Genomic DNA, 18,671 nt, shown 5'->3' on the forward strand with positions numbered 1-18,671 from the left:
GGTGTCCGTCCGCGCACTGCTCGTGGCCCGGGCGGAGGACGACTCCCCCGGGCTGCGCGCCGGCGACGACCGCTGGACCTGGCGCGAGTACGTCGCCCGGGCCCGCGGCCGCGCGGCGGCACTGGCCGACCTGCTCGACCAGGCCCGGAGCCAGGGGCGACCGCCGCACGTCGGGGTGCTCCTGGAGAACACCCCGGAGATGGCCTTCCAGCTCGCTGCGGCCGGCTTCGGCGCGCACGTCCTGGTCGGCCTGAACAGCACCCGACGCGGCGAGGCGCTCCTCGCCGACGCCCGCCGGGCCGACGTCCAGGTCCTCGTCGTCGAGCCCGCTCTGGCGGGGCTGCTCGACGGCCTCGACCTCGACGGCATCACCGTCGTCGACGCGGCCACCCACCCGTGGCCGCTGGACGCCCCGCTGCCCGACGTCGAGCCGGCCGACGACGACCTCTTCATGCTGATCTTCACCAGCGGCACCAGCGGCGAGCCGAAGGCCGTCCGGATCACGCACGAGAAGGTCACCTACCCGGCCGCCTACCTCACCGAGCGGCTCGGGCTCAGCGGCGACGACGTGCACTACGTCTCGATGCCGCTGTTCCACTCCAACGGCGTGATGGCCGGCTGGGGCCCGGCGCTCTCCAACGGCGCCGAGGTCGCGCTGGCCGCCCGGTTCTCGGCCAGCGGCTTCCTCGACGACGTCCGCCGGTACGGCGCCACCTACGCCAACTACGTCGGCAAGCCGCTCGCCTACGTCCTGGCCACCCCGGAGAAGCCCGACGACGCCGACAACCCGCTCCGGCTGGTCTTCGGCAACGAGGCCGGCGACCGGGACACGGCCGCGTTCGCCGAGCGGTTCGGCTGCCGGGTCGTCGACGGCTTCGGCTCCACCGAGAACGCCGTCGTCGTGAGCCGGATCGAGGGCACCCCGCCGGGGTCGCTCGGCCAGCCCGCGCCCGGGGTCGCCGTGTACGACCCGGAGACCGGCACCGAGAGCCCGCGGGCGACGTACGACGAGCACGGGCGGGTCACCAACCTCGACGACTGCGTCGGCGAGCTGGTGGACACCACCGGCTCCGGCCAGTTCGCCGGCTACTACAACGACGAGGCCGCCACCGCCGAGCGGATGCGCGGCGGCATGTACTGGAGCGGCGACCTGGCCTACCGGGACGCCGACGGCTGGGTCTACTACGCCGGCCGCACCGCCGACTGGCTGCGCGTCGACGGCGAGAACCTCGCCGCGGCCCCGGTCGAGCGGATCCTGCTGCGCCACCCCGCCGTCTCCGAGGCCGCCGTGTACGCCGTCCCGGACCCGCGCTCGGGCGACCAGCTCGTCGTCGCCCTGGTCACCACCGCCCCGATCACCCCGGACGGCTGGGAGGAGTTCCTCGCCGCCCAGCCCGACCTCGGCCCGAAGGCCTGGCCGCGGTTCGTCCGCGTGCTCGACACGCTGCCGCGCACGGCCACCAACAAGGTGCTCAAGCGCGAGCTGCAGGGCGCCGGCGTGGACGACGTCACGTTTACCCGTGCCGAACGGGGCACCTCGTACGCCTGACGGCGTCCCGATCTGCCACGATTCCGCCCATGACCCAGGTCCCCGCAGGCTGGTACCCCGACCCGAACGCCCCGCAGTCCGACGGCTACGGCCGGGTGCGCTACTGGGACGGAGTCGCCTGGACCGAGCACGTCCAGATGCCGACGCCCGCCTACGCGGGCCCGCCGGCGTACCAGCCGCCGGCCTACGCCTATCCGGCCTCCGCGAACCCGGTGCCGTCGACCCCCGACGGCGTCCCGCTCGCCGGCTGGTGGTGGCGGGTGCTCGCCCAGGTCATCGACGGCATCCTGCTCGCCCCCGTCGTGCTGCTGGCGCTGGCACCGGCCGTCGCGAGCCAGTGGGACGAGCTGCAGCGCTGGTTCGACCAGGTCTCGGCCGCCGCCGAGAACGGAACCGCGACCCCCGCACCGCCGAGCCTGTTCGACCCGACCGACGGCGCCGGCCTGATCCTGCTCCTGCTGCCGGTCCTGGTCTCGCTCGCCTACAACATCGTCTTCCTGCACTGGAAGCAGGCCACCCCGGGCAAGCTGGTCCTCGGCATGCGGGTCCGGCTGCGCGAGCACCCCGGCCCGCTCCCCTGGTCCGCGATCCTCGCCCGCGTCGGCTTCACCGCCACCCTCGGCCTGCTCGCCGCCGTCCCGTACATCGGCTTCGCCTTCAGCATCGCCCAGCTGCTCAACTACCTGTGGCCGCTGTGGGACCCGAAGAAGCAGGCGCTGCACGACAAGGTCGCGGGCACGAACGTCGTCAAGGTCGGCTGAGGTCACCTCCGGGCGTGTCGGGGCGTGCGGGGACGCGTGCGGTCTCCGGCGACGGGTACACGGAGTGCGTGACGGCACGTACCGAACACCTCGATGTCCCCAGCACACGGGCCGGGTTCGTCCACGTCCGCGGGGCGAGCGAGCACAACCTCCGCGAGGTCGACGTCGACATCCCGCGCGATGCCCTGGTCGCCTTCACCGGGGTCTCGGGCTCCGGCAAGTCGTCCCTCGCCTTCGGCACGCTGTACGCCGAGGCCCAGCGGCGCTACTTCGAATCGGTGGCGCCGTACGCGCGCCGACTGCTGGAGCAGGTCGGCGCCCCGCACGTGCAGGACATCACCGGGCTGCCGCCGGCGGTCGCGCTGCAGCAGCGCCGCGGGGCGCCGTCCAGCAGGTCGTCGGTCGGCACGATCACCACGCTCTCGAACCTGCTGCGGATGCTCTACTCCCGGGCCGGGTCCTACCCGCGGAACACACCGCGGCTGGAGGCCGAGGACTTCTCGCCGAACACCGCCGCCGGTGCCTGTCCGCGCTGCCACGGTCTCGGTGTCGTCCACGACGTCGTCGAGGAGCTGCTGGTCCCGGACGACTCGCTGAGCATCCGCGAAGGAGCCATCGCCGCCTGGCCCGGCGCCTGGCAGGGGGCGAACCTGCGCAGCATCGTCGCCGCTCTCGGCATCGACATCGACAGGCCGTTCCGGCGGCTGTCGAAGAAGAACCGTGACTGGCTCCTGTTCACCGACGAGCAGCCATCGGTGCTGATCGAACCAGAGCCGGGCCGTGTCGACCACGGCTACCACGGCACGTTCTGGAGCGCCCGGAAGTACATCGTGCACACCCTCGCGGACTCCAGGAGCGAGCGGATGCGGGAGCGCGCCCTCCGGTTCACCCGGAACGTGCCGTGCCCGACCTGCCACGGAAGCGGGTTGCGACCCGAAGCCCTCGCGGTCACRTTCGCGGGCCGGAGCATCGCCGAGGTCAACAGGATGCCGTTGACGCAGGTCGCCGAGCTGCTGCGTCCGGTCGCCTGCCTGACCGACCCGTCCGCGGCTGTCCCGACCGCCGGCTCGGGAGAGACCAGTGAGGTCGCGGTCCGGATCTGCGCAGACCTGGTGGCGCGCATCGAGGTGCTGCTCGACCTCGGCCTCGGCTACCTCGGCCTCGGACGGAGCTCCACGACCCTCTCCCCCGGCGAGGCCCAGCGGCTACGGATCGCGACCCAGCTGCGCTCCGGGCTCTTCGGCGTGGTCTACGTCCTCGACGAGCCTTCCGCGGGCCTGCACCCCGCCGACGCGGAGCCGCTCCTCGAAGTCCTCGAGCGGCTCAAGCGGGCCGGGAACTCCCTGTTCGTCGTCGAGCACGACCTGGACGTCGTCCGGCGGGCCGACTGGATCGTCGACATCGGCCCGGGTGCCGGCGAGGGCGGTGGCCGGGTGCTGTACTCCGGGCCGGTCGACGGCCTGGAGCCCGTCGCCGAGTCCGCCACCAGCGCCCACCTGTTCGGCCGCGCCGAGGTGCTCGAGCACGAGGTCCGTGACCCCCACGGGTGGCTTCGCCTGCGCGGCGTCACCCGGCACAACCTCGACGGCGTCGCCGTCGACGTCCCGCTCTGCGTCCTCACCGCCGTGACGGGTGTCTCCGGGTCGGGCAAGTCGACCCTGGTCACCCAGGTGCTGGCCGACCTGGTCCGCTGCCATCTCGGTCTGGTGCCGGACGGGGAGCCGGAGGGCGCAGACCTACAGGTCGACGTCCAGGACGTCACCGGTCTGGAGAGCCTCGACCGCCTGGTGATCGTCGACCAGAAGCCGATCGGCCGTACCCCGCGCTCCAACCTGGCCACGTACACCGGGATGTTCGACGCGGTCCGCAAGCTCTTCGCCGGGACACCGACCGCGCGTCGACGCCGGTACACCGCGGGCAGGTTCTCGTTCAACCTGCCCGAGGGGCGCTGCGAGACGTGCAACGGCGAGGGGTTCGTCGAGGTCGAGCTGCTCTTCCTGCCCGGGACCTACGCAGCGTGTCCCACGTGCGGCGGGGCCCGCTACAACGACAGGACGCTCGACGTCACCTACGAGGGCCGGACCATCGCCGAGGTCCTGGCGATGACCGTGGACGACGCCGCGAAGTTCCTGGCTGACGTCCCCGCCGCCTCCCGGAGCCTGGAGACGCTGCGCGACGTGGGCCTGGGGTACCTGCGCCTGGGCCAACCGGCGACCGAGCTCAGCGGCGGCGAGGCGCAGCGGATCAAGCTCGCTACCGAGCTGCAACGCGCTCGACGCGGGCACGCGCTCTACCTGCTCGACGAGCCGACCTCGGGTCTGCACCCGGCTGACATCGACCTCCTCCTGCGTCAGCTGCACCGCCTGGTGGACGGCGGCAACACCGTCGTCCTGGTCGAGCACGACCTGGACGCCGTCGCCACCGCCGACTGGGTGATCGACCTCGGCCCCGGCGGCGGTGATGCCGGCGGCCGGGTCGTCGCGACCGGAACGCCCGCCCAGGTGGCCGCAGCCTCGACCGGGGTCACGGCGCCGTACCTCCGCCGGCGCCTCGCCGAGGCAGGACGCAGCGGCTAGCTCGGGCTCCGCAAGCAAGGCAGGGGATGAGCCCGGCGCCTGTCGTCGAGCTGTCGTCGTCGAACTGCGGTCGTCGAGCTGCGGTCGTCGAGCTTGTCGAGACGGCGCACGCACAGCAGGGCCCGTCAGTGCACGGCGCCCATGAGGGCCGAGATGCGCCGCGACATGACGAACATGACGACGCCGAAGGAGATTGCCAGGACGCCGCAGAGCACGAAGGTCTGCGTGGGGTCGTCGGCGGTCAGCCGGGCGATCTGGCCGCCCATGGTGGTGCCGACCGACGTGGCGAGGAACCACAGGGCGAGCATCTGCCCGATGGTGCCGGTCGGCGCGAGCTTGGTGGTCGCGGACAATCCGTTGGGTGAGAGCAGCAGCTCGGCCCAGGTCTGTACCAGGTAGACGATCAGCAACCAGGACACGCCTGCCTTCTGACCGGTCTCCAGGTAGTGCTGCATCGGGATGGCGAGCATCGCGAAGGAGAGTCCGATCCCGACCAGCGCGATCGCGAACTTCACCGAGGTCCGCGGGGCGCGGTCGCCCAGGCGGAGCCAGATCGCGGAGAAGACCGGCGCGAAGATCACGATGAGCAGGGGGTTGACCGACTGCAGCCACGACGCCGGAAGGTCCCAGCCGTACAAGGACGACTCGGTGAGGACCGAGGGCTGGTTGACCAGGATGGGCCGATAGGCATCGCCACCGACGGTGAGCTGGGTGACGTCGTTGGCGAACAGGGTGAGCGTGGAGCCCGCCTGCTCGAAGAGCATCCAGAAGACGGCGGCGCCCAGGAACACCCACACGAACGCGCGGACGTGACCGCGCTCGGCCTCGCTCAGGTCCTTGCGCCGGAACAGCTGCCGGAAGTAGACGATCGGCACGAGCAGGATGAAGATCGAGATGGCGTTGGTGACCGAGGTGATGCTGAAGCCGTCGCCGAGCACCGAGAGCAGGACGATCAGGCCGGAGACGACCAGCAGGACCACCCCGCCGACCTGCAGGGCCTGGTTCCGCTCGGCCGGCGAGGCGGGCGACTCGGGCTGCTCACCGACGCCCTGGAGGCGCCGGCGGCCGCCCACCACGTACTGGACGACTCCGAGAGCCATCCCGACTCCAGCAGCAGCGAAGCCGAGGTGCCAGTTGTACTGCTCGCCGAGGGTCCCGCACACGATCGGGGCGAGGAACGACCCGATGTTGATGCCCATGTAGAACAACGAGAACCCGGCGTCGCGGCGGGTGTCCTCCTCGGAGTAGAGCTTGCCCACCAGGCCCGAGATGTTGGGCTTCAACAGGCCGGTCCCCAGCGCGATCGCGACCAGGCCCACCCAGAACATCGCCTCGACCGGAACGGCCATCAGGAAGTGCCCGGCGGCGATCACCAAGCCACCCCAGAGCACCGAGCGCCGGAGTCCGAACACGCGGTCGGCGAGCCAGCCACCTGCGACGGGCGTCAGGTACACCAGGCCCGTGTAGGTGCCGTAGATGGCCGCCGCGGTCCCGTCGTCCAGATTCAGTCCGGGGTTGCTCGCCGGGCCGCCGTCGGGGCCGAGCACGGGGGCGGTGAGGTAGAGGACCAGGATCGCGCGCATCCCGTAGTACGAGAACCGCTCCCACATCTCGGTGAAGAACAGCGTCGACAGCCCACCCGGGTGTCCGAAGAACGTCTTCCCGCTTCCGGCGACAACCACGTCTGCTTCCACATCAGGATGCTCGCAGAGGCGTATCGGACTGTCGAGCATCCTCGCGCTCGGGCAGCAGGACCTGCACCCGTTCGTCAGGCGCACATCCCAGGACCCGATGCTCGTGTCGGTGCACCAGACGCTTCCGTTGGCCGGGGCCCAGGGTGTGCGGCCAACGGAAGCGACCCCGGAATTGCCCTGTGGACAAGGCGAACTCCGACACCAAGACTGTCGGTGCCGGTCCGTAGATTCGTCCCATGACGACCGGCACCCTCGACGCAGCAACGGCACTGGCTGCTGCTCGTCGTGCCCGCTCGGAGGCGGACACCGCCGAGGTCGAGGTCCTGGTCCAAGCCGTCGCCTGGGCCGGGGCGCACACCGTCTCCGATCCGGACTTTGCCGCGACTTGGGGTGACAGCCCGGTCCCGCTGGCCGGTGAGGGTGCGCCGTTGGTGTCGAACTTCTGCGTCACCGAGTTCTCCGCCGCGCTCGGGATGTCGGATCACTCCGGGCGCGCGCTGATCGCCGAGGCGATGGAGCTCGCCCACCGGCTGCCCCGGGTCTGGCACCGCATCACCACCGGCACCCTGAAGGTGTGGCGAGCGCGACTGATCGCCTCCAAGACCCTGCACCTGTCGATGGAGGCCGCCGCGTACGTCGATGCGCAGGTCGCCCGGTTCGCCCACCGGATCGGGGCGGCGGAGACCGACCGGCTGGTCGACGCAGCGATCGCGACGTTCATGCCCCAGACCGCCCGCGAGATCGCCGAACGTCGCGCTGATCAGCGCCACGTGACCGTGGACCACCACCAGGTCTCCTTCGAAGGCACCTCCCTGATCCACGGCGAGCTCGACCTGGTCGATGCCCTCGACCTCGACGCCCGCCTCTCCGCCGACGCGGCCCAGCTCAAGGAATGGGGCTCCGAAGCCTCCCTGGACGCCCGCCGCGCCGAAGCACTGGGGAACCTGGCCCGCGGCGAGATGGTGTTGCCCGGGGGTTTCGAGACAGGCGCTGCGCGCCTTCCTCAACCACCGGTGGGCGCGGAGCGCCTTCCTCAACCACCGGTGGCCCGCCGGCCGGTCACGCTCTACCTCCACCTCGACCCCCGCGACCCCTTCGGCCGCCTGGAGAACCGCGGACCCCACCTGATCTCCCAGGAACAGATCCAGGGCTGGCTGAAAGCTCCCGGCGCCCAGATCACCATCCGCCCGGTGATCGACCTCAACGACGAACTCGCGACCACGGCCTACCAGCCCTCCGACCGGCTCCGCGAACACGTGATCCTCCGAGACCGGACCTGCGTGTTCCCCTACTGCACCCGCAACGCGAGAGCGTGCGACCTCGACCACATCGAGCCCTACGACCCCGACGGCGGCAACGACCAGACCCGGACCTCGAACCTCGCCGCCCTCTGCCGCCACCACCACCGCCTCAAAACCCACGCCGGCTGGCACTACGAAGCCCAGAGACCCGGGACCTACCGCTGGCGATCACCAGCCGGCTACACCTACCTCCGCGACCAGACCGGCACCCGCCAGCTCACCCCACGACCCGTCGACCCACCCGGCAGCTGAACCGACTGACCGCTGTGACCAGTGACCGTCACTCGCACCGGGTGGCCGTTCAGCTGCGTCGGCGCGAGCCTGCACGGACCTGACGGCGGCTCAGAACAGCTCGAACACCGGTGTCGTCACGCCGACGCAGGCGGTGGACATGACCTACGGCAGCAGGTCCTGCACCCCGTTCGTCAGCCGCACGTTCCAGAACCCCGTGCTCGTGTCGGTGTACCAGACGCTGCCGTTGGCCGGGTCCCAGGCGGGCTGGGAGTAGGCGGCGGAGCCGCTGGAGGTGGGCTTGTTGAAGTAGCCGACCTCCTTCGGGTGCTCGACGTCCCGGATGTCGAAGAGACGCAGTCCGGAGAGGATCATCGAGCAGCCGGCGATGTCGGGGTTGTCCCGCGTCGGCATCCCGCAGTAGTGGCCGGCGTAGCCGCCGAGCGGGCTGGCTGCTCCGGGGTCGTTGCGCTGCTCTCCCGCGTGCTCGGCGGGCTGGTGCACCTGGAGGCGGATGTCGGAGACCTGGAACGGGTGCCGCGGGTCGTCGACGTTGATGATCCGGGCCGCCCCGACCGGGGAGTGCACGAGGTCGGTGAGGCCGGAGAGGGAGAAGATGTCCTGGAACTCGTCGACCTCGAGCAGGTACTGGTGGCCGTCGCGGGTGAAGGGCTCGGCGACCTGCGGGATCGAGGAGCCGTGCCAGGTCATGGTGGCGAGCACGGGGACCTGCGGGTTGGGCTTGCGGTCCTGGATCTGGCTGACGTCGAGGATCCGCAGCCCGCCGCCGGAGATGAGGTTCGGGCCGGGCTGACCGATGTGGGCGGCGTACAGGGTGCGGCCGTCGTCGGAGAGCCGCATGCCGTGGTACTGGACGTTCGGGATGACGGTGATCGTCTCCGGGAACCGCGGGTCGGTGAGGTCGACGGCCACCAGCGTGAAGATGGTGCTGGAGACGTAGAGCGTCTTGCCGTCGGGCGCGAACCCCGTCTCGTGCCCGAGGATCCCGGCGAGGCTGGTGGAGAGCAGCCTGGGCTTGCGGCAGTCGGTCCTCACGTCGTACACGTCGAGCGCGCCGGGCGCGGTCAGCGCGGTGCCGAGGGTGCCGACGAGCAGGCCGCGCTGCTGGTTGACCAGCAGCGATTCGTGCGGCGCGAGCATCGCGGGCGTGGTCAGGTTGGCGGTCCGCTTCGGGTGGGCCGGGTCGTTCATGTCGAGCACGACGACGCCGACGCCGGCGCCGGAGAGCAGGTTCGTGATCAGCGAGGTGGGCGGGACCAGCGCGGTGGAGTCGTAGAAGGCACAGGTGTTGCCCTGGGCGTCGGTGTACCGCAGGGTCTTGAAGCCGCCGCTGACGCCCTGGTGGGCGACCTCGGCGGTGTTGCAGAGGTAACCCTGCGCGGCACGGCCGGAGTCGAAGTCCGACTTCGGCACCCGGCCCTGGGTCGAGGTCTCCGGCAGCGCACCCGGACCGCAGTCCGCCTGCGGCACGGCCTGCCGGTCCGGTACGTCGTCCGCCCCGGCGATCCCGGTCAGGGACCACGCGGCGCCCAGCCCGAGGCAGAGCGCGACGACGACCAGCAGACGACGGAGGGCGGCCCGGCCCGAGCGGGCGGTGCGAACGACCATGCACGTTCAACGACGGCGCGGCGATCCCGCTACGGTCCGTCTCGTCTCGCCGCCTGGCTCCCGGGAACCTTCCGACCCCGGTCGGATGCCGCCCGGCCCCGAGGTGCCTAGGCTCGGCCCCATGATCCGTTCGGGCATCACCTGGGGTCTCGCACACGGCACGACCCGCTACTTCCTGACGTCCGCGGCGCGGCGCGGCGACCTGATCGCCCGGCTCGCGATCAGCCCGGAGCTGCGCGCGGACCCGTTCGCGGCGTACGAGGAGCTGCGCACGCGCGGACGGCTGGTGCACGGCCGCCTGGCCGCCGCCACGGTGGACCACGCGCTCGCGAACCAGGTGCTGCGCAGCGACGCCTTCACGGTCGCCGGCGGCCACGAGGAGCTCCCTCCCCCGCTGCGCCGGCTGTGGAACTGGGCCGTCGACGAGCGCGCGCTGGGCCCGGTCGACCCGCCGTCGATGCTGGCCGTGGACCCGCCGCAGCACGCCCGCTACCGCCGCCCGGTCGCCCGCGCCTTCACCGCACGGGCGGTCGACGGCATGGAGGCGAAGGTCCGGTCCGTCGCGGAGCGCCTCGCCGACCGGCTGGCCGCCCGGAGCGAGCCGGTGGACGTCGTCGAGGACTTCGCGGCCCAGCTCCCCCTGGCGGTCATCGCCGAGCTCCTCGGCGTCCCGGCCAACGAGCGCGACCGGTTGCTGCACTGGGGCAACCAGGCCGCGGTCAGCCTCGACCCGGGCCTCGGCTGGCGGGAGTACCGCACCTCGGAGACCGCGATCCGGCAGCTCCACGACTGGTTCGACGTCCACCTGGGCCGGCTGCGGCGCGACCCCGGCGAGGACCTGCTCAGCCACCTGGTGCAGGTCCAGGAGGCGGAAGGGCTGAGCGATCTCGAGGTCCGCGCCACCGGCCTGCTCCTGCTCGGCGCCGGGTTCGAGACCACGGTGAACCTGATCGGCAACGCGGTGGTCCTCCTGGACCGTTACCCCGACCAGCGCGCGCTGGTCCTCGCCGACCCGGGCCGGTGGGGCCGTGCGGTCGAGGAGGTCCTCCGGTACGACGCTCCGGTGCAGCTGACCCTCCGCCAGGCCAAGGAGGACACCACGGTCGACGGCGTCGACGTGCGCGCAGGGACGGCGGTCCTCACCTACCTCGGTGGCGCCAACCGGGACCCGGACGTGTTCGCCGACCCGCAGACGTTCGACGTCACCCGCAGCGACGCCGACCGGCACCTGTCGTTCTCGGCCGGCGTGCACTTCTGCGTGGGCGCGAGCCTGGCCCGGATGGAGGCTCGGATCGGCCTGGAGGTCCTCTACGACCGGTTCCCCGGCCTGCGGGTGGTCGGCACCCCGGAGCGACGCGCGACCCGGGTGCTGCGCGGCTACGAGTCGGTGCCCGTCAGTGCAGCAGCTTCTGCACGCCGTTGGTGAGCCGGACGACGTAGAAACCGGAGTTCGTGTCGGTGTACCAGACCGAGTTCCGGCGCACGTCCCACGCGGGCTGGGACATCGCGTAGCCGCCGATCGCGGGGATGAGCGCGAGCTTGTCGAGGGCCGTCTTCGGCTTGTTGAAGTAGCCGACCTCCTTCGGGTGCCTGACGTCGCGGATGTCGAAGAGGCGCAGGCCGGAGAGGATCATCGAGCAGCCGGCGATCTTCGGGTTGTTCCGGGTCGGCATCCCGCAGTAGTGCGCCGCGTAGCCCTGCGCCGGGAACCAGGCCATCGGGTCCTGGAGCTGGGCTCCCCCGCGCTGGTCGGGCTGGTGCACCTTGAGCCGGATGTCGCTGACCACGCGCGGGTGCCGCGGGTCGTCCACGTCGATGATCCGGGCCGCGCCGACCGGCGAGTGCACCACGTTGAGCAGGCCCTTGAAGCCGAACAGGTCCACGAACTCGTCGACCTCGAGGACGTACTGGTGCCCGTTGCGGGTGAACGGCTCGGCCACCTGCGGGATCGAGACGCCGTGCCAGGTCATCGTCGAGAGGACCTTCACCTTCGGGCTCGCCCGCCGTTCCTGGATCTGGCTGACGTCGAGGATCCGCAGGCCGCCCCCGGTGATGCCTCCAGGCGAGGGCTGGCCGACGTTGGCGACGTACATGGTGCGGCCGTCGGAGGAGAGCCGCAGGCCGTGGTAGACGACGCCGGTCTGGGCGAAGATCCGCTTCGGCCGGCGCGGGTTCGTCAGGTCGACCGCGGTCAGGGTGCCGAGGATGCCGGCGACGTAGTAGGTCTTCCCGTCCGGCGAGAAGCCGCTCTCGTGGCCGAGGATCCCCTCCAGCGAGGTGGAGAGCAGCTTCGGGTGCCGGCAGTCGTTCTTCACGTCGTACACGTCGAGGATGCCGGGGGCGGTGACCGCGGTGCCCATCACGCCGACGAGCAGGCCGCGCCGGGCGTTGACCAGCAGCGACTCGTGCGGGCTGAGCATCCCGACCGAGACCAGGTTGGCGGTCTTGCGGGGCTTGGCCGGGTTCGTCATGTCGAGCACGACGACGCCGAGCCCGTCCCCGGAGAGGATGTTCGAGACGACGTCGCGCGGGACGGTGAGGGTCGAGTCGTAGAAGGCGCAGGTGTGCCCCTGGGCGTCGGTGTAGCGCAGCGTCTTGAAACCGCCGGAGCTCCCCTGGTGCCCGACCTGGGCGGTGTTGCAGCGGTAGCCGCGGGCCGCGCGCCCGGAGGCGTAGTCCCGCGCCGGGACCCGGCCCTGCGTGGAGGTCTCGGGCAGCGACCCGGGGCCGCAGTGCGCCTTCGGCACCGGCGGCGCCACCGACGGGACGCTGGCGCCGGAGGTGCCGGAGACGGTCCAGGCCCCGACGCCGACGAGGACGGCGAGGAGGACGACGAGCAACCGACGAGCGGCGGCCGGGCGGGAGGGAGCCGGGCTGTTCACGACCATGGGCCGACCCTAGGGGAGAACGAACGCACCCGCCCGGCGTCTCGCCGGGCGGGTGCGTCGGTTTCGAGACGGGCCCTGACGGCCCTCCTCGACCAGCGTTGACGTCAGCCGCGGATCTTCTCCAGGCGGGCGACGGTCTCCTCGTACTCGGCGATGAGCTCGGCCATCACCTGGGCGACCGGCTTCACCTCGTTGGTGCGGCCGATGATCTGGCCGGCCGGCATCGCGACGACGTCCGGGTCGTCGGCGGCGCTCATCCGGTTGTGCGCGTCGGAGACGAGCAGGTTCTGCAACGGCATCGGGAGCGGCGCTGGGGCACCCTCCTCCTCCCACGCGGCGGTCCACTTGTTCTTCAGCAGGCGGGCCGGCTTGCCGGTGTAGACGCGGCTGCGGACGGTGTCGGCCGAGCTCGCCTTGAGCAGCGCGCGCTGGATCGCGTCGCTCTGACCCAGGTCGTACTCGGCGACGGTCAGCCACAGCGACCCGGTCCACACGCCCTGCGCGCCGAGCGCGAGCGACGCGGCGACCTGGCGGCCGCAGCCGATGCCGCCGGCGGCGAGAACCGGAACGTCCGGGCCGACCGAGTCCACGATCTCCGGGGTGAGCACCATGCTGGCGATCTCGCCGGTGTGGCCGCCGGCCTCGTAGCCCTGCGACACGATGATGTCGACGCCGTTGGCGACGTGCGAGGCGGCGTGCTTGCCGGCGCCGGCCAGCGCGGCGACCAGGACGCCGTGCTCGTGGGCCAGCTCGATGACGTCCTGCGGCGGGGTGCCGAGGGCGTTGGCGATCAGCACCGGGCGGTGCTGCAGGGCGACGTCCACGTGCGAGCGCGCGGTCGAGTGCAGCCAGCCCAGGACCCCTTCGCGGCCCTCGCCCTCCGGGAGCGGCGGAACGCCGAGCTTGCGCAGCGTCTCCTCCACGAAGGTGACGTGCTCACCCGGGATGAGCTCCTTGAGGTCGACCGACTTGCCCTCGGTGGGGATCTTCATCGGCATCACGATGTCGACGCCGTACGGCTTGCCGTCGGTGTTCTCGTCCATCCAGGTCAGCGTCTCGTCGAGCTCGCTGGCGTCGTTGAACCGGACCGCCCCCAGCACGCCCAGCCCGCCGGCCCGGGAGACCGCCGCGGCGACCTTCTCGGACGGGGTGAAGGCGAAGATCGGGTACTCGATTCCGAGCCGCTCACACAGTTCGGTACGCATCAGGCGTTTGCTCCTTCGGCAGCCTTGGCCTCGAGCAGAAGCTCCTTGGCACGGGGGTACTGCGCCTTGCCGGTGGCATTGCGCGGGATCTCCGGGACGAGGGTCATCGCCCGGGGAAGCTTGTAGCCGGACAGGAACTCGCGCAGGAACTCGCGCAGGTCCTCCAGCTCGACGGTCTCGCCCTCGCGGGGCTGGACGACGGCGGCGACGGCCTGACCGAACTTCTCGTCCGGGATGCCGACGACGAGGACGTCGTAGACGGCCGGGTGGCGCTTGATCGCCATCTCGACCTCCTCGGGGTAGACCTTCTCGCCGCCGGTGTTGACGCAGTTCGAGCCGCGGCCGAGCAGGGTGACCCGGTTGCCCTCCTCGATCCGGGCGAAGTCGCCGGGCACCGAGTAGCGCTTGCCGTCGATGACGAGGAACGTCTGCGCGGACTTGGCCTCGTCCTTGTAGTAGCCGACCGGCACCGAGCCGCCGCGGCCGAGGCGACCGATGACGCCGACGTTCTTCTCCAGGTCGAGCACGTTGTTCTGCTCGTCGATGACGACGCTGTTCGGGCCGAGGCCGACGACCGGGCCGTCGCTGGAGATGTGCGCCTTGTCCTGCATGCCCATGCCCTGGAAGCCGGTCTCCGAGGCGCCGACCGAGTCGGTGTAGACGGGGTTCGGCAGCGCGTTGATCCAGCGCTCCTTGACCTCCGGGGAGAAGATCGCCGCGCTGCTGGAGACGGCGAACAGGCTCGCCCCCGTGTACGGCGCGTCGGTCGCGGCCTTGCGCTCGAACTCCTCGATCAGCGGACGGGCCATCGCGTCGCCGGTCATGAAGATCAGCATGACGCCGTTCTCGTCGATGATCTCCCAGGTGCGCTGGGGGTCGAACTTCGGCTCCAGGATCGTCAGGTGCCCGGCGAACAGGTGCATCAGCAGGCCGGCCTGGGCGCCGCCGTGCATGAGYGGGCTGAGCGGGAAGGTGACCATCCGGCCGTCCTGAGCGGCCTGCTTGGACTGGTCGTACTCGTCGAGGTGGTCACCGGTGTAGAAGTCGATGCCGCCGCCGAGGGTCCGCCAGAAGTCCTCGTGGCGCCACATGACGCCCTTCGGGAAGCCGGTGGTGCCGCCGGTGTAGATGATGTGCAGGTCGTCGGCGCTGCGCTCGGCGAAGTCGCGCTCGGCGGACTGGTCGGCGATCGCGTCGGCGTACAGGACGCCGCCGAACTCGGAGACGTCGGACTGGTCGTCCGGCTCGATCACGTCGGGGACGACGACGACGGTCTGGAGCTTCGGGTGGTTCGGCTTGGTCTTCGCGACCAGCGGCGCGTAGGTCCGCTCCACGATCAGCGCGACCACGTCGGCGTTCTCGAAGAGGTAGTTGAGCTCGCCCTCGACGTAGCGGTAGTTGACGTTGATGTTGACCGCGCGGATCTTGACGATCGCGAGCACGGCGACGACGTGCTCGATGCTGTTCTTGGCGTAGACCGCGACGTGGTCGCCGGGCTTGACGCCCTGCGCCTGGAGGTAATGCGCGAGCTTGTTGGACTCGGCCTCCAGCTCGGCGTAGGTGACGGTGCGCTCCCCCACCTTCACGGCGGGCTTGTCGGGGGCCGCGTCGACGGCGTGCTCGAAGAGGTCAGCGATGTTCAAGGCCATGTCCCGAATACTAGAACACGTTCTCATTTGGGGCTAGCATTCGTGCCATGACGGACACGGCCACCCCCACCCGCACCACTCCCGACTGCCTCGTCGAGCAGGACGGCCACAAGCTCATCGTCACGATGAACCGGCCCGAGCGCCGCAACGCGCTCTCCTCGGAGATGCTGCGGATCATGGAGGACGCCTGGGACCGGGTGAACTCCGACCCGGAGATCCGGGTCTGCATCCTCACCGGCGCCGGCGGCTACTTCTGCGCGGGCATGGACCTCAGCACCGCGAACGAGAAGCCCCCGGGCGACAGCTTCGAGTCCGGCGACTTCGACCCGACGATCCTCAAGGGCCTGCTCAAGGGCTTTCGGCTGACCAAGCCGCTGATCGCCGCCGTCGAGGGCCCCGCGATCGCCGGCGGCACCGAGATCCTCCAGGGCACCGACATCCGGATCGCCGGCGAGTCGGCCAAGTTCGGCGTCGCCGAGGCCCGCTGGAGCCTCTACCCGCTGGGCGGCTCCGCGGTCCGGCTCCCCCGGCAGATCCCCTACACCGTCGCCGCCGAGCTGCTGCTCACCGGCCRCACCCTGAAGGCCCCCGAGGCCAAGGAGCTCGGCCTGATCGGGCACGTCGTCCCGGACGGCGAGGCGCTCGCCAAGGCGCACGAGCTCGCCGACATGATCGCCGCCAACGGCCCGCTCGCGGTCCAGGCGATCCTGAAGACGATGCGCGACTCCGAGGGCAAGCACGAGGACGACTGCTGGGCCGACGACGCCAAGGTCGGAGCCGAGGTCTTCAAGTCGAACGACGCCAAGGAGGGCCCGCGCGCCTTCCTGGAGAAGCGCGCCCCGAACTTCACCGGAAGCTGATCGGGATCCTCGGAGCCGTATTCTCGGACGTCGCAGTCCATACCGCTTCGCGAGGTCGACCATTGAGCAGCCAGTCCCGCCCGTCCGTCCCCCAGCGCCTGCGCCGGCTCACGCGGAAGGTTCGCGGAAACCCCGAGAGCGAGAGTCGCGCGCCCGGAAAGGGCTCCGGACAGGGCTCCGTGCAGGAGTCAGGACAGGATCTTGGGCGCCGCGCCCGGGAGGACGAGCTGCGGCACCTGCGGCCCGACCTGGTCCGGAACCGCGGTCGCCTCTCCACCGTCCGGGACGACCTGCTGCCCGGCGGGGCCCGGGACGCCAACCTGGAAGCCGTCGCCGACGCGCTCGAGGCGGCCGGGGTGCGCTACGGCCTGGTCCCGGACTCCGAGCTGCGCCACCGGGTCGCCATCGCACCCGGTGACCGCGATGCCGCGCTGGAGGCCTGCGCCCGTGCCTTCGACGGGTTGCCCGTCTACGCCCGGATCCTCGGCCTCGGGGACGGCCGTCGGCGCGAGGTCCTCGCCGAGAGCCTCCCCGCAGCGGTCGAAGGCGAAGAGACCGGGCTCGCCGACGAGGACGGGGCGCGGGTCAGGGGCGTGCGGATCTTCCGTCCGGTCGTCACCACCGGCCGGTCGCTGGCCTACGGTCCCGAGAGCGGCTGCGACCTGGAGTTCTGGACCGCCGCGGACTCCGGCGCGTCCGCCGCCCTCCGCGCGACGCCGTACGGCTGGTGGGTGCCGGACCTCCAGGCGACCTCGACGATCCGCGTGGGCGCTCGCGACTACCCCCTCGTCGACGTGTTCGACGCCCGCTTCTCCGACGACGTCGACTTCCCCGTCGACGCCGTGATCACCTGGGTCGACGGCGGCGACCCCGCCTGGCGCCGCCGGCGCGACCTCGCTGCAGGGACGACGAACGGTCCGGTCGACCAGGACGTGAACCGGTACCGGGATCGCGGCGAGCTCCGCTACTGCCTGCGCTCCCTGGCGGCGTACGCGCCCTGGATCCGGCACATCTTCATCGTCACCGACGACCAGGTCCCGGCGTGGCTCGCCACCGACCATCCCCAGGTCACCGTCGTCGACCACCGCGAGATCTTCGCCGACCCCGCCGACCTCCCGGTGTTCAACTCGCACGCCATCGAGGCCAACCTCCACCGCATCCCCGGACTCGCGGAGCACTTCCTCTACCTCAACGACGACACCTTCCTCGGCCGCCCGCAGCGGCCGCAGGACTACTTCCTCGCGTCCGGGCTGCCCCAGGTCTTCCACGACCGACGCGCCGTGGAGCCGCGCCCGCCCAGGGCCGAGGACGACGTCTACACCGCGTCCCAGAAGACCACCCGGGACGCGCTGGAACGGGCGATCGGCCGCACCTACACGCACGTCCTGGCCCATACACCGCACCCGCTGAGGGTCTCGCTGTTCCGCCGTCTCGAGGAGCGCCTGCCCGACAGCCTGCGCGCGACCAGCCGCTCGACCTTCCGGAGCGCGCACGATCTCGCCCCTGTCACCCTGGCCCTCCACCTGGCCCTCGCCGAGGGTCGCGCCGTCGAGGGCGAGCTGGAACACGCCTACGCCGGCACCGGCCGCCGCGAACAGGTCGACCGGCTCCCGGACCTCGCCGCCCGGCGAGCCATCGACAGCTTCTGCCTCGGCGACGACGGGGGTACCGACCTGTCGGTCGAGGCGCAGGGTGAGGCGATCGTCACCTTCCTGGAGAAGTACTTCCCGGTGCCGTCCCCGTACGAGCGGCAGCAACCGGCCGGCTGAGGCGCACGAGGTTCGTCGTCGACGTCATCACACGGCGCCCCGGTCGACGGATCCCTGCTCGCCCGCCGGCTTCCCTCCCCAGACACGCTCGAACCGGCTCTGGTCTCCCACCGACCGGAACCGGACGACCTTTCCGTCCCGGAACTCGATGATGTCGGCGGCCTCGTCGACGTCACCGCCCGCGGTCGATTCGGTCAGCACGACCACCGTGTCACCGTCGCCGAAGAAGGCGATCGGGGTCACGGTGTAGCCGAGCCCGGCCATGGTGATCCAGAAGCCGACCACCTCGTCGATGCCGCGGTAGGTCCCGCTCACGACGCTGTCGCCGCCGACCACCCACTCGATGTCGGGAGAGACGTGCTCGACGGCACCGGGGAGATCGGCAGCCGCGAAGGCGGCGTACGCCTTCTTGGCGATCGCGATGTTCGACGCCGTGGACATGTGCGGCCGTTCCCTCCCCAGCACGCTCTGCCGGCCGGGGCGGCCGCTCATCGCGCATCGTTCACACCGTGCACCCCTGCGGGCGCACTGGCAAGTCCGGCCTCCCGGCCGGTTCGAC

Annotated in this window: 13 protein-coding genes; 7 read left to right on the forward strand and 6 right to left on the reverse strand. The window is 71.3% G+C overall.

Going from position 1 to position 18,671, the window contains the following annotated elements; genetic code table 11:
• Window position 1 precedes the first annotated feature (1 nt).
• The 3 genes from AB4Y76_RS14665 (at window position 2) to uvrA (ending at window position 4,886) form a co-directional block, all read left to right on the forward strand.
• Entirely contained in the window at window positions 2–1,549 is a 1,548-nt protein-coding gene (locus AB4Y76_RS14665) for an AMP-binding protein (RefSeq protein ID WP_441926517.1), read from the forward strand.
• Window positions 1,550–1,578: 29 nt separating this feature from the next.
• Window positions 1,579–2,310 carry an RDD family protein gene (locus AB4Y76_RS14670; protein WP_441926518.1) on the forward strand — a complete coding sequence of 244 codons (732 nt, stop codon included), beginning with the start codon at window positions 1,579–1,581 and terminating at the stop codon, window positions 2,308–2,310.
• 68 nt (window positions 2,311–2,378) lie between these two features.
• Window positions 2,379–4,886, forward strand: a complete 2,508-nt coding sequence (gene uvrA / locus AB4Y76_RS14675) for an excinuclease ABC subunit UvrA (protein WP_441926520.1) — start codon at window positions 2,379–2,381, stop codon at window positions 4,884–4,886.
• Window positions 4,887–5,011: 125 nt separating this feature from the next.
• On the opposite strand, the gene AB4Y76_RS14680 is transcribed toward uvrA, so the two are convergent.
• Entirely contained in the window at window positions 5,012–6,568 is a 1,557-nt protein-coding gene (locus AB4Y76_RS14680; protein WP_441926522.1) for a peptide MFS transporter, read from the reverse strand.
• A 248-nt stretch (window positions 6,569–6,816) separates the two neighbouring features.
• Here AB4Y76_RS14680 and AB4Y76_RS14685 point away from each other — a divergent pair, with 248 nt between their 5' ends.
• Window positions 6,817–8,133, forward strand: coding sequence for a DUF222 domain-containing protein (locus AB4Y76_RS14685; RefSeq protein WP_441926524.1), 1,317 nt, complete (start codon window positions 6,817–6,819; stop codon window positions 8,131–8,133).
• Window positions 8,134–8,277: 144 nt separating this feature from the next.
• On the opposite strand, the gene AB4Y76_RS14690 is transcribed toward AB4Y76_RS14685, so the two are convergent.
• On the reverse strand, window positions 8,278–9,741 hold the full coding sequence (locus AB4Y76_RS14690) for an LVIVD repeat-containing protein (protein WP_441926526.1): 1,464 nt from the start codon (window positions 9,739–9,741) through the stop codon (window positions 8,278–8,280).
• A gap of 121 nt (window positions 9,742–9,862) precedes the next feature.
• Here AB4Y76_RS14690 and AB4Y76_RS14695 point away from each other — a divergent pair, with 121 nt between their 5' ends.
• Window positions 9,863–11,167, forward strand: coding sequence for a cytochrome P450 (locus tag AB4Y76_RS14695; RefSeq protein WP_441926528.1), 1,305 nt, complete (start codon window positions 9,863–9,865; stop codon window positions 11,165–11,167).
• On the opposite strand, the gene AB4Y76_RS14700 is transcribed toward AB4Y76_RS14695, so the two are convergent.
• The 3 genes from AB4Y76_RS14700 to AB4Y76_RS14710 form a co-directional block, all read right to left on the reverse strand.
• Window positions 11,136–12,629, reverse strand: a complete 1,494-nt coding sequence (locus AB4Y76_RS14700; RefSeq protein WP_441926530.1) for a hypothetical protein — start codon at window positions 12,627–12,629, stop codon at window positions 11,136–11,138. The two genes, AB4Y76_RS14695 and AB4Y76_RS14700, sit on opposite strands and share 32 nt — an antisense overlap.
• 104 nt (window positions 12,630–12,733) lie before the next feature.
• Window positions 12,734–13,834 (reverse strand): NAD(P)H-dependent flavin oxidoreductase, encoded by a 1,101-nt coding sequence (locus tag AB4Y76_RS14705; RefSeq protein WP_441926532.1) that lies wholly within the window; start codon window positions 13,832–13,834, stop codon window positions 12,734–12,736.
• The gene (locus AB4Y76_RS14710; RefSeq protein ID WP_441926534.1) at window positions 13,834–15,483 is read right to left on the reverse strand and encodes an acyl-CoA synthetase; all 1,650 of its coding nucleotides are present in this window, start codon (window positions 15,481–15,483) and stop codon (window positions 13,834–13,836) included. The genes AB4Y76_RS14705 and AB4Y76_RS14710 overlap by 1 nt, the downstream gene beginning before the upstream one ends.
• Window positions 15,484–15,530: 47 nt before the next feature.
• Here AB4Y76_RS14710 and AB4Y76_RS14715 point away from each other — a divergent pair, with 47 nt between their 5' ends.
• The gene (locus AB4Y76_RS14715) at window positions 15,531–16,343 is read left to right on the forward strand and encodes a crotonase/enoyl-CoA hydratase family protein (RefSeq protein WP_441926536.1); all 813 of its coding nucleotides are present in this window, start codon (window positions 15,531–15,533) and stop codon (window positions 16,341–16,343) included.
• 179 nt (window positions 16,344–16,522) lie between these two features.
• A complete protein-coding gene (locus AB4Y76_RS14720; protein WP_441926538.1) occupies window positions 16,523–18,112 on the forward strand; it encodes a stealth conserved region 3 domain-containing protein in 1,590 nt (529 codons plus the stop codon).
• Window positions 18,113–18,139: 27 nt separating this feature from the next.
• On the opposite strand, the gene AB4Y76_RS14725 is transcribed toward AB4Y76_RS14720, so the two are convergent.
• The gene (locus AB4Y76_RS14725) at window positions 18,140–18,604 is read right to left on the reverse strand and encodes a nuclear transport factor 2 family protein (protein ID WP_441926540.1); all 465 of its coding nucleotides are present in this window, start codon (window positions 18,602–18,604) and stop codon (window positions 18,140–18,142) included.
• Window positions 18,605–18,671 lie beyond the last annotated feature (67 nt).

Origin of the sequence: Marmoricola sp. RAF53, from assembly GCF_052114005.1 — a bacterium.
Classification (GTDB): domain Bacteria; phylum Actinomycetota; class Actinomycetes; order Propionibacteriales; family Nocardioidaceae; genus Marmoricola.

Excerpts from the sequence above, each read along its gene's own strand:
- AB4Y76_RS14690 (WP_441926526.1), bottom strand. The coding sequence starts at position 9,741 with ATGGTCGTTCGCACCGCCCGCTCGGGCCGGGCCGCCCTCCGTCGTCTG.
- AB4Y76_RS14705 (WP_441926532.1), bottom strand. The coding sequence starts at position 13,834 with ATGCGTACCGAACTGTGTGAGCGGCTCGGAATCGAGTACCCGATCTTC.
- AB4Y76_RS14670 (WP_441926518.1), top strand. The coding sequence starts at position 1,579 with ATGACCCAGGTCCCCGCAGGCTGGTACCCCGACCCGAACGCCCCGCAG.
- AB4Y76_RS14700 (WP_441926530.1), bottom strand. The coding sequence starts at position 12,629 with ATGGTCGTGAACAGCCCGGCTCCCTCCCGCCCGGCCGCCGCTCGTCGG.
- AB4Y76_RS14685 (WP_441926524.1), top strand. The coding sequence starts at position 6,817 with ATGACGACCGGCACCCTCGACGCAGCAACGGCACTGGCTGCTGCTCGT.
- AB4Y76_RS14695 (WP_441926528.1), top strand. The coding sequence starts at position 9,863 with ATGATCCGTTCGGGCATCACCTGGGGTCTCGCACACGGCACGACCCGC.
- AB4Y76_RS14725 (WP_441926540.1), bottom strand. The coding sequence starts at position 18,604 with ATGAGCGGCCGCCCCGGCCGGCAGAGCGTGCTGGGGAGGGAACGGCCG.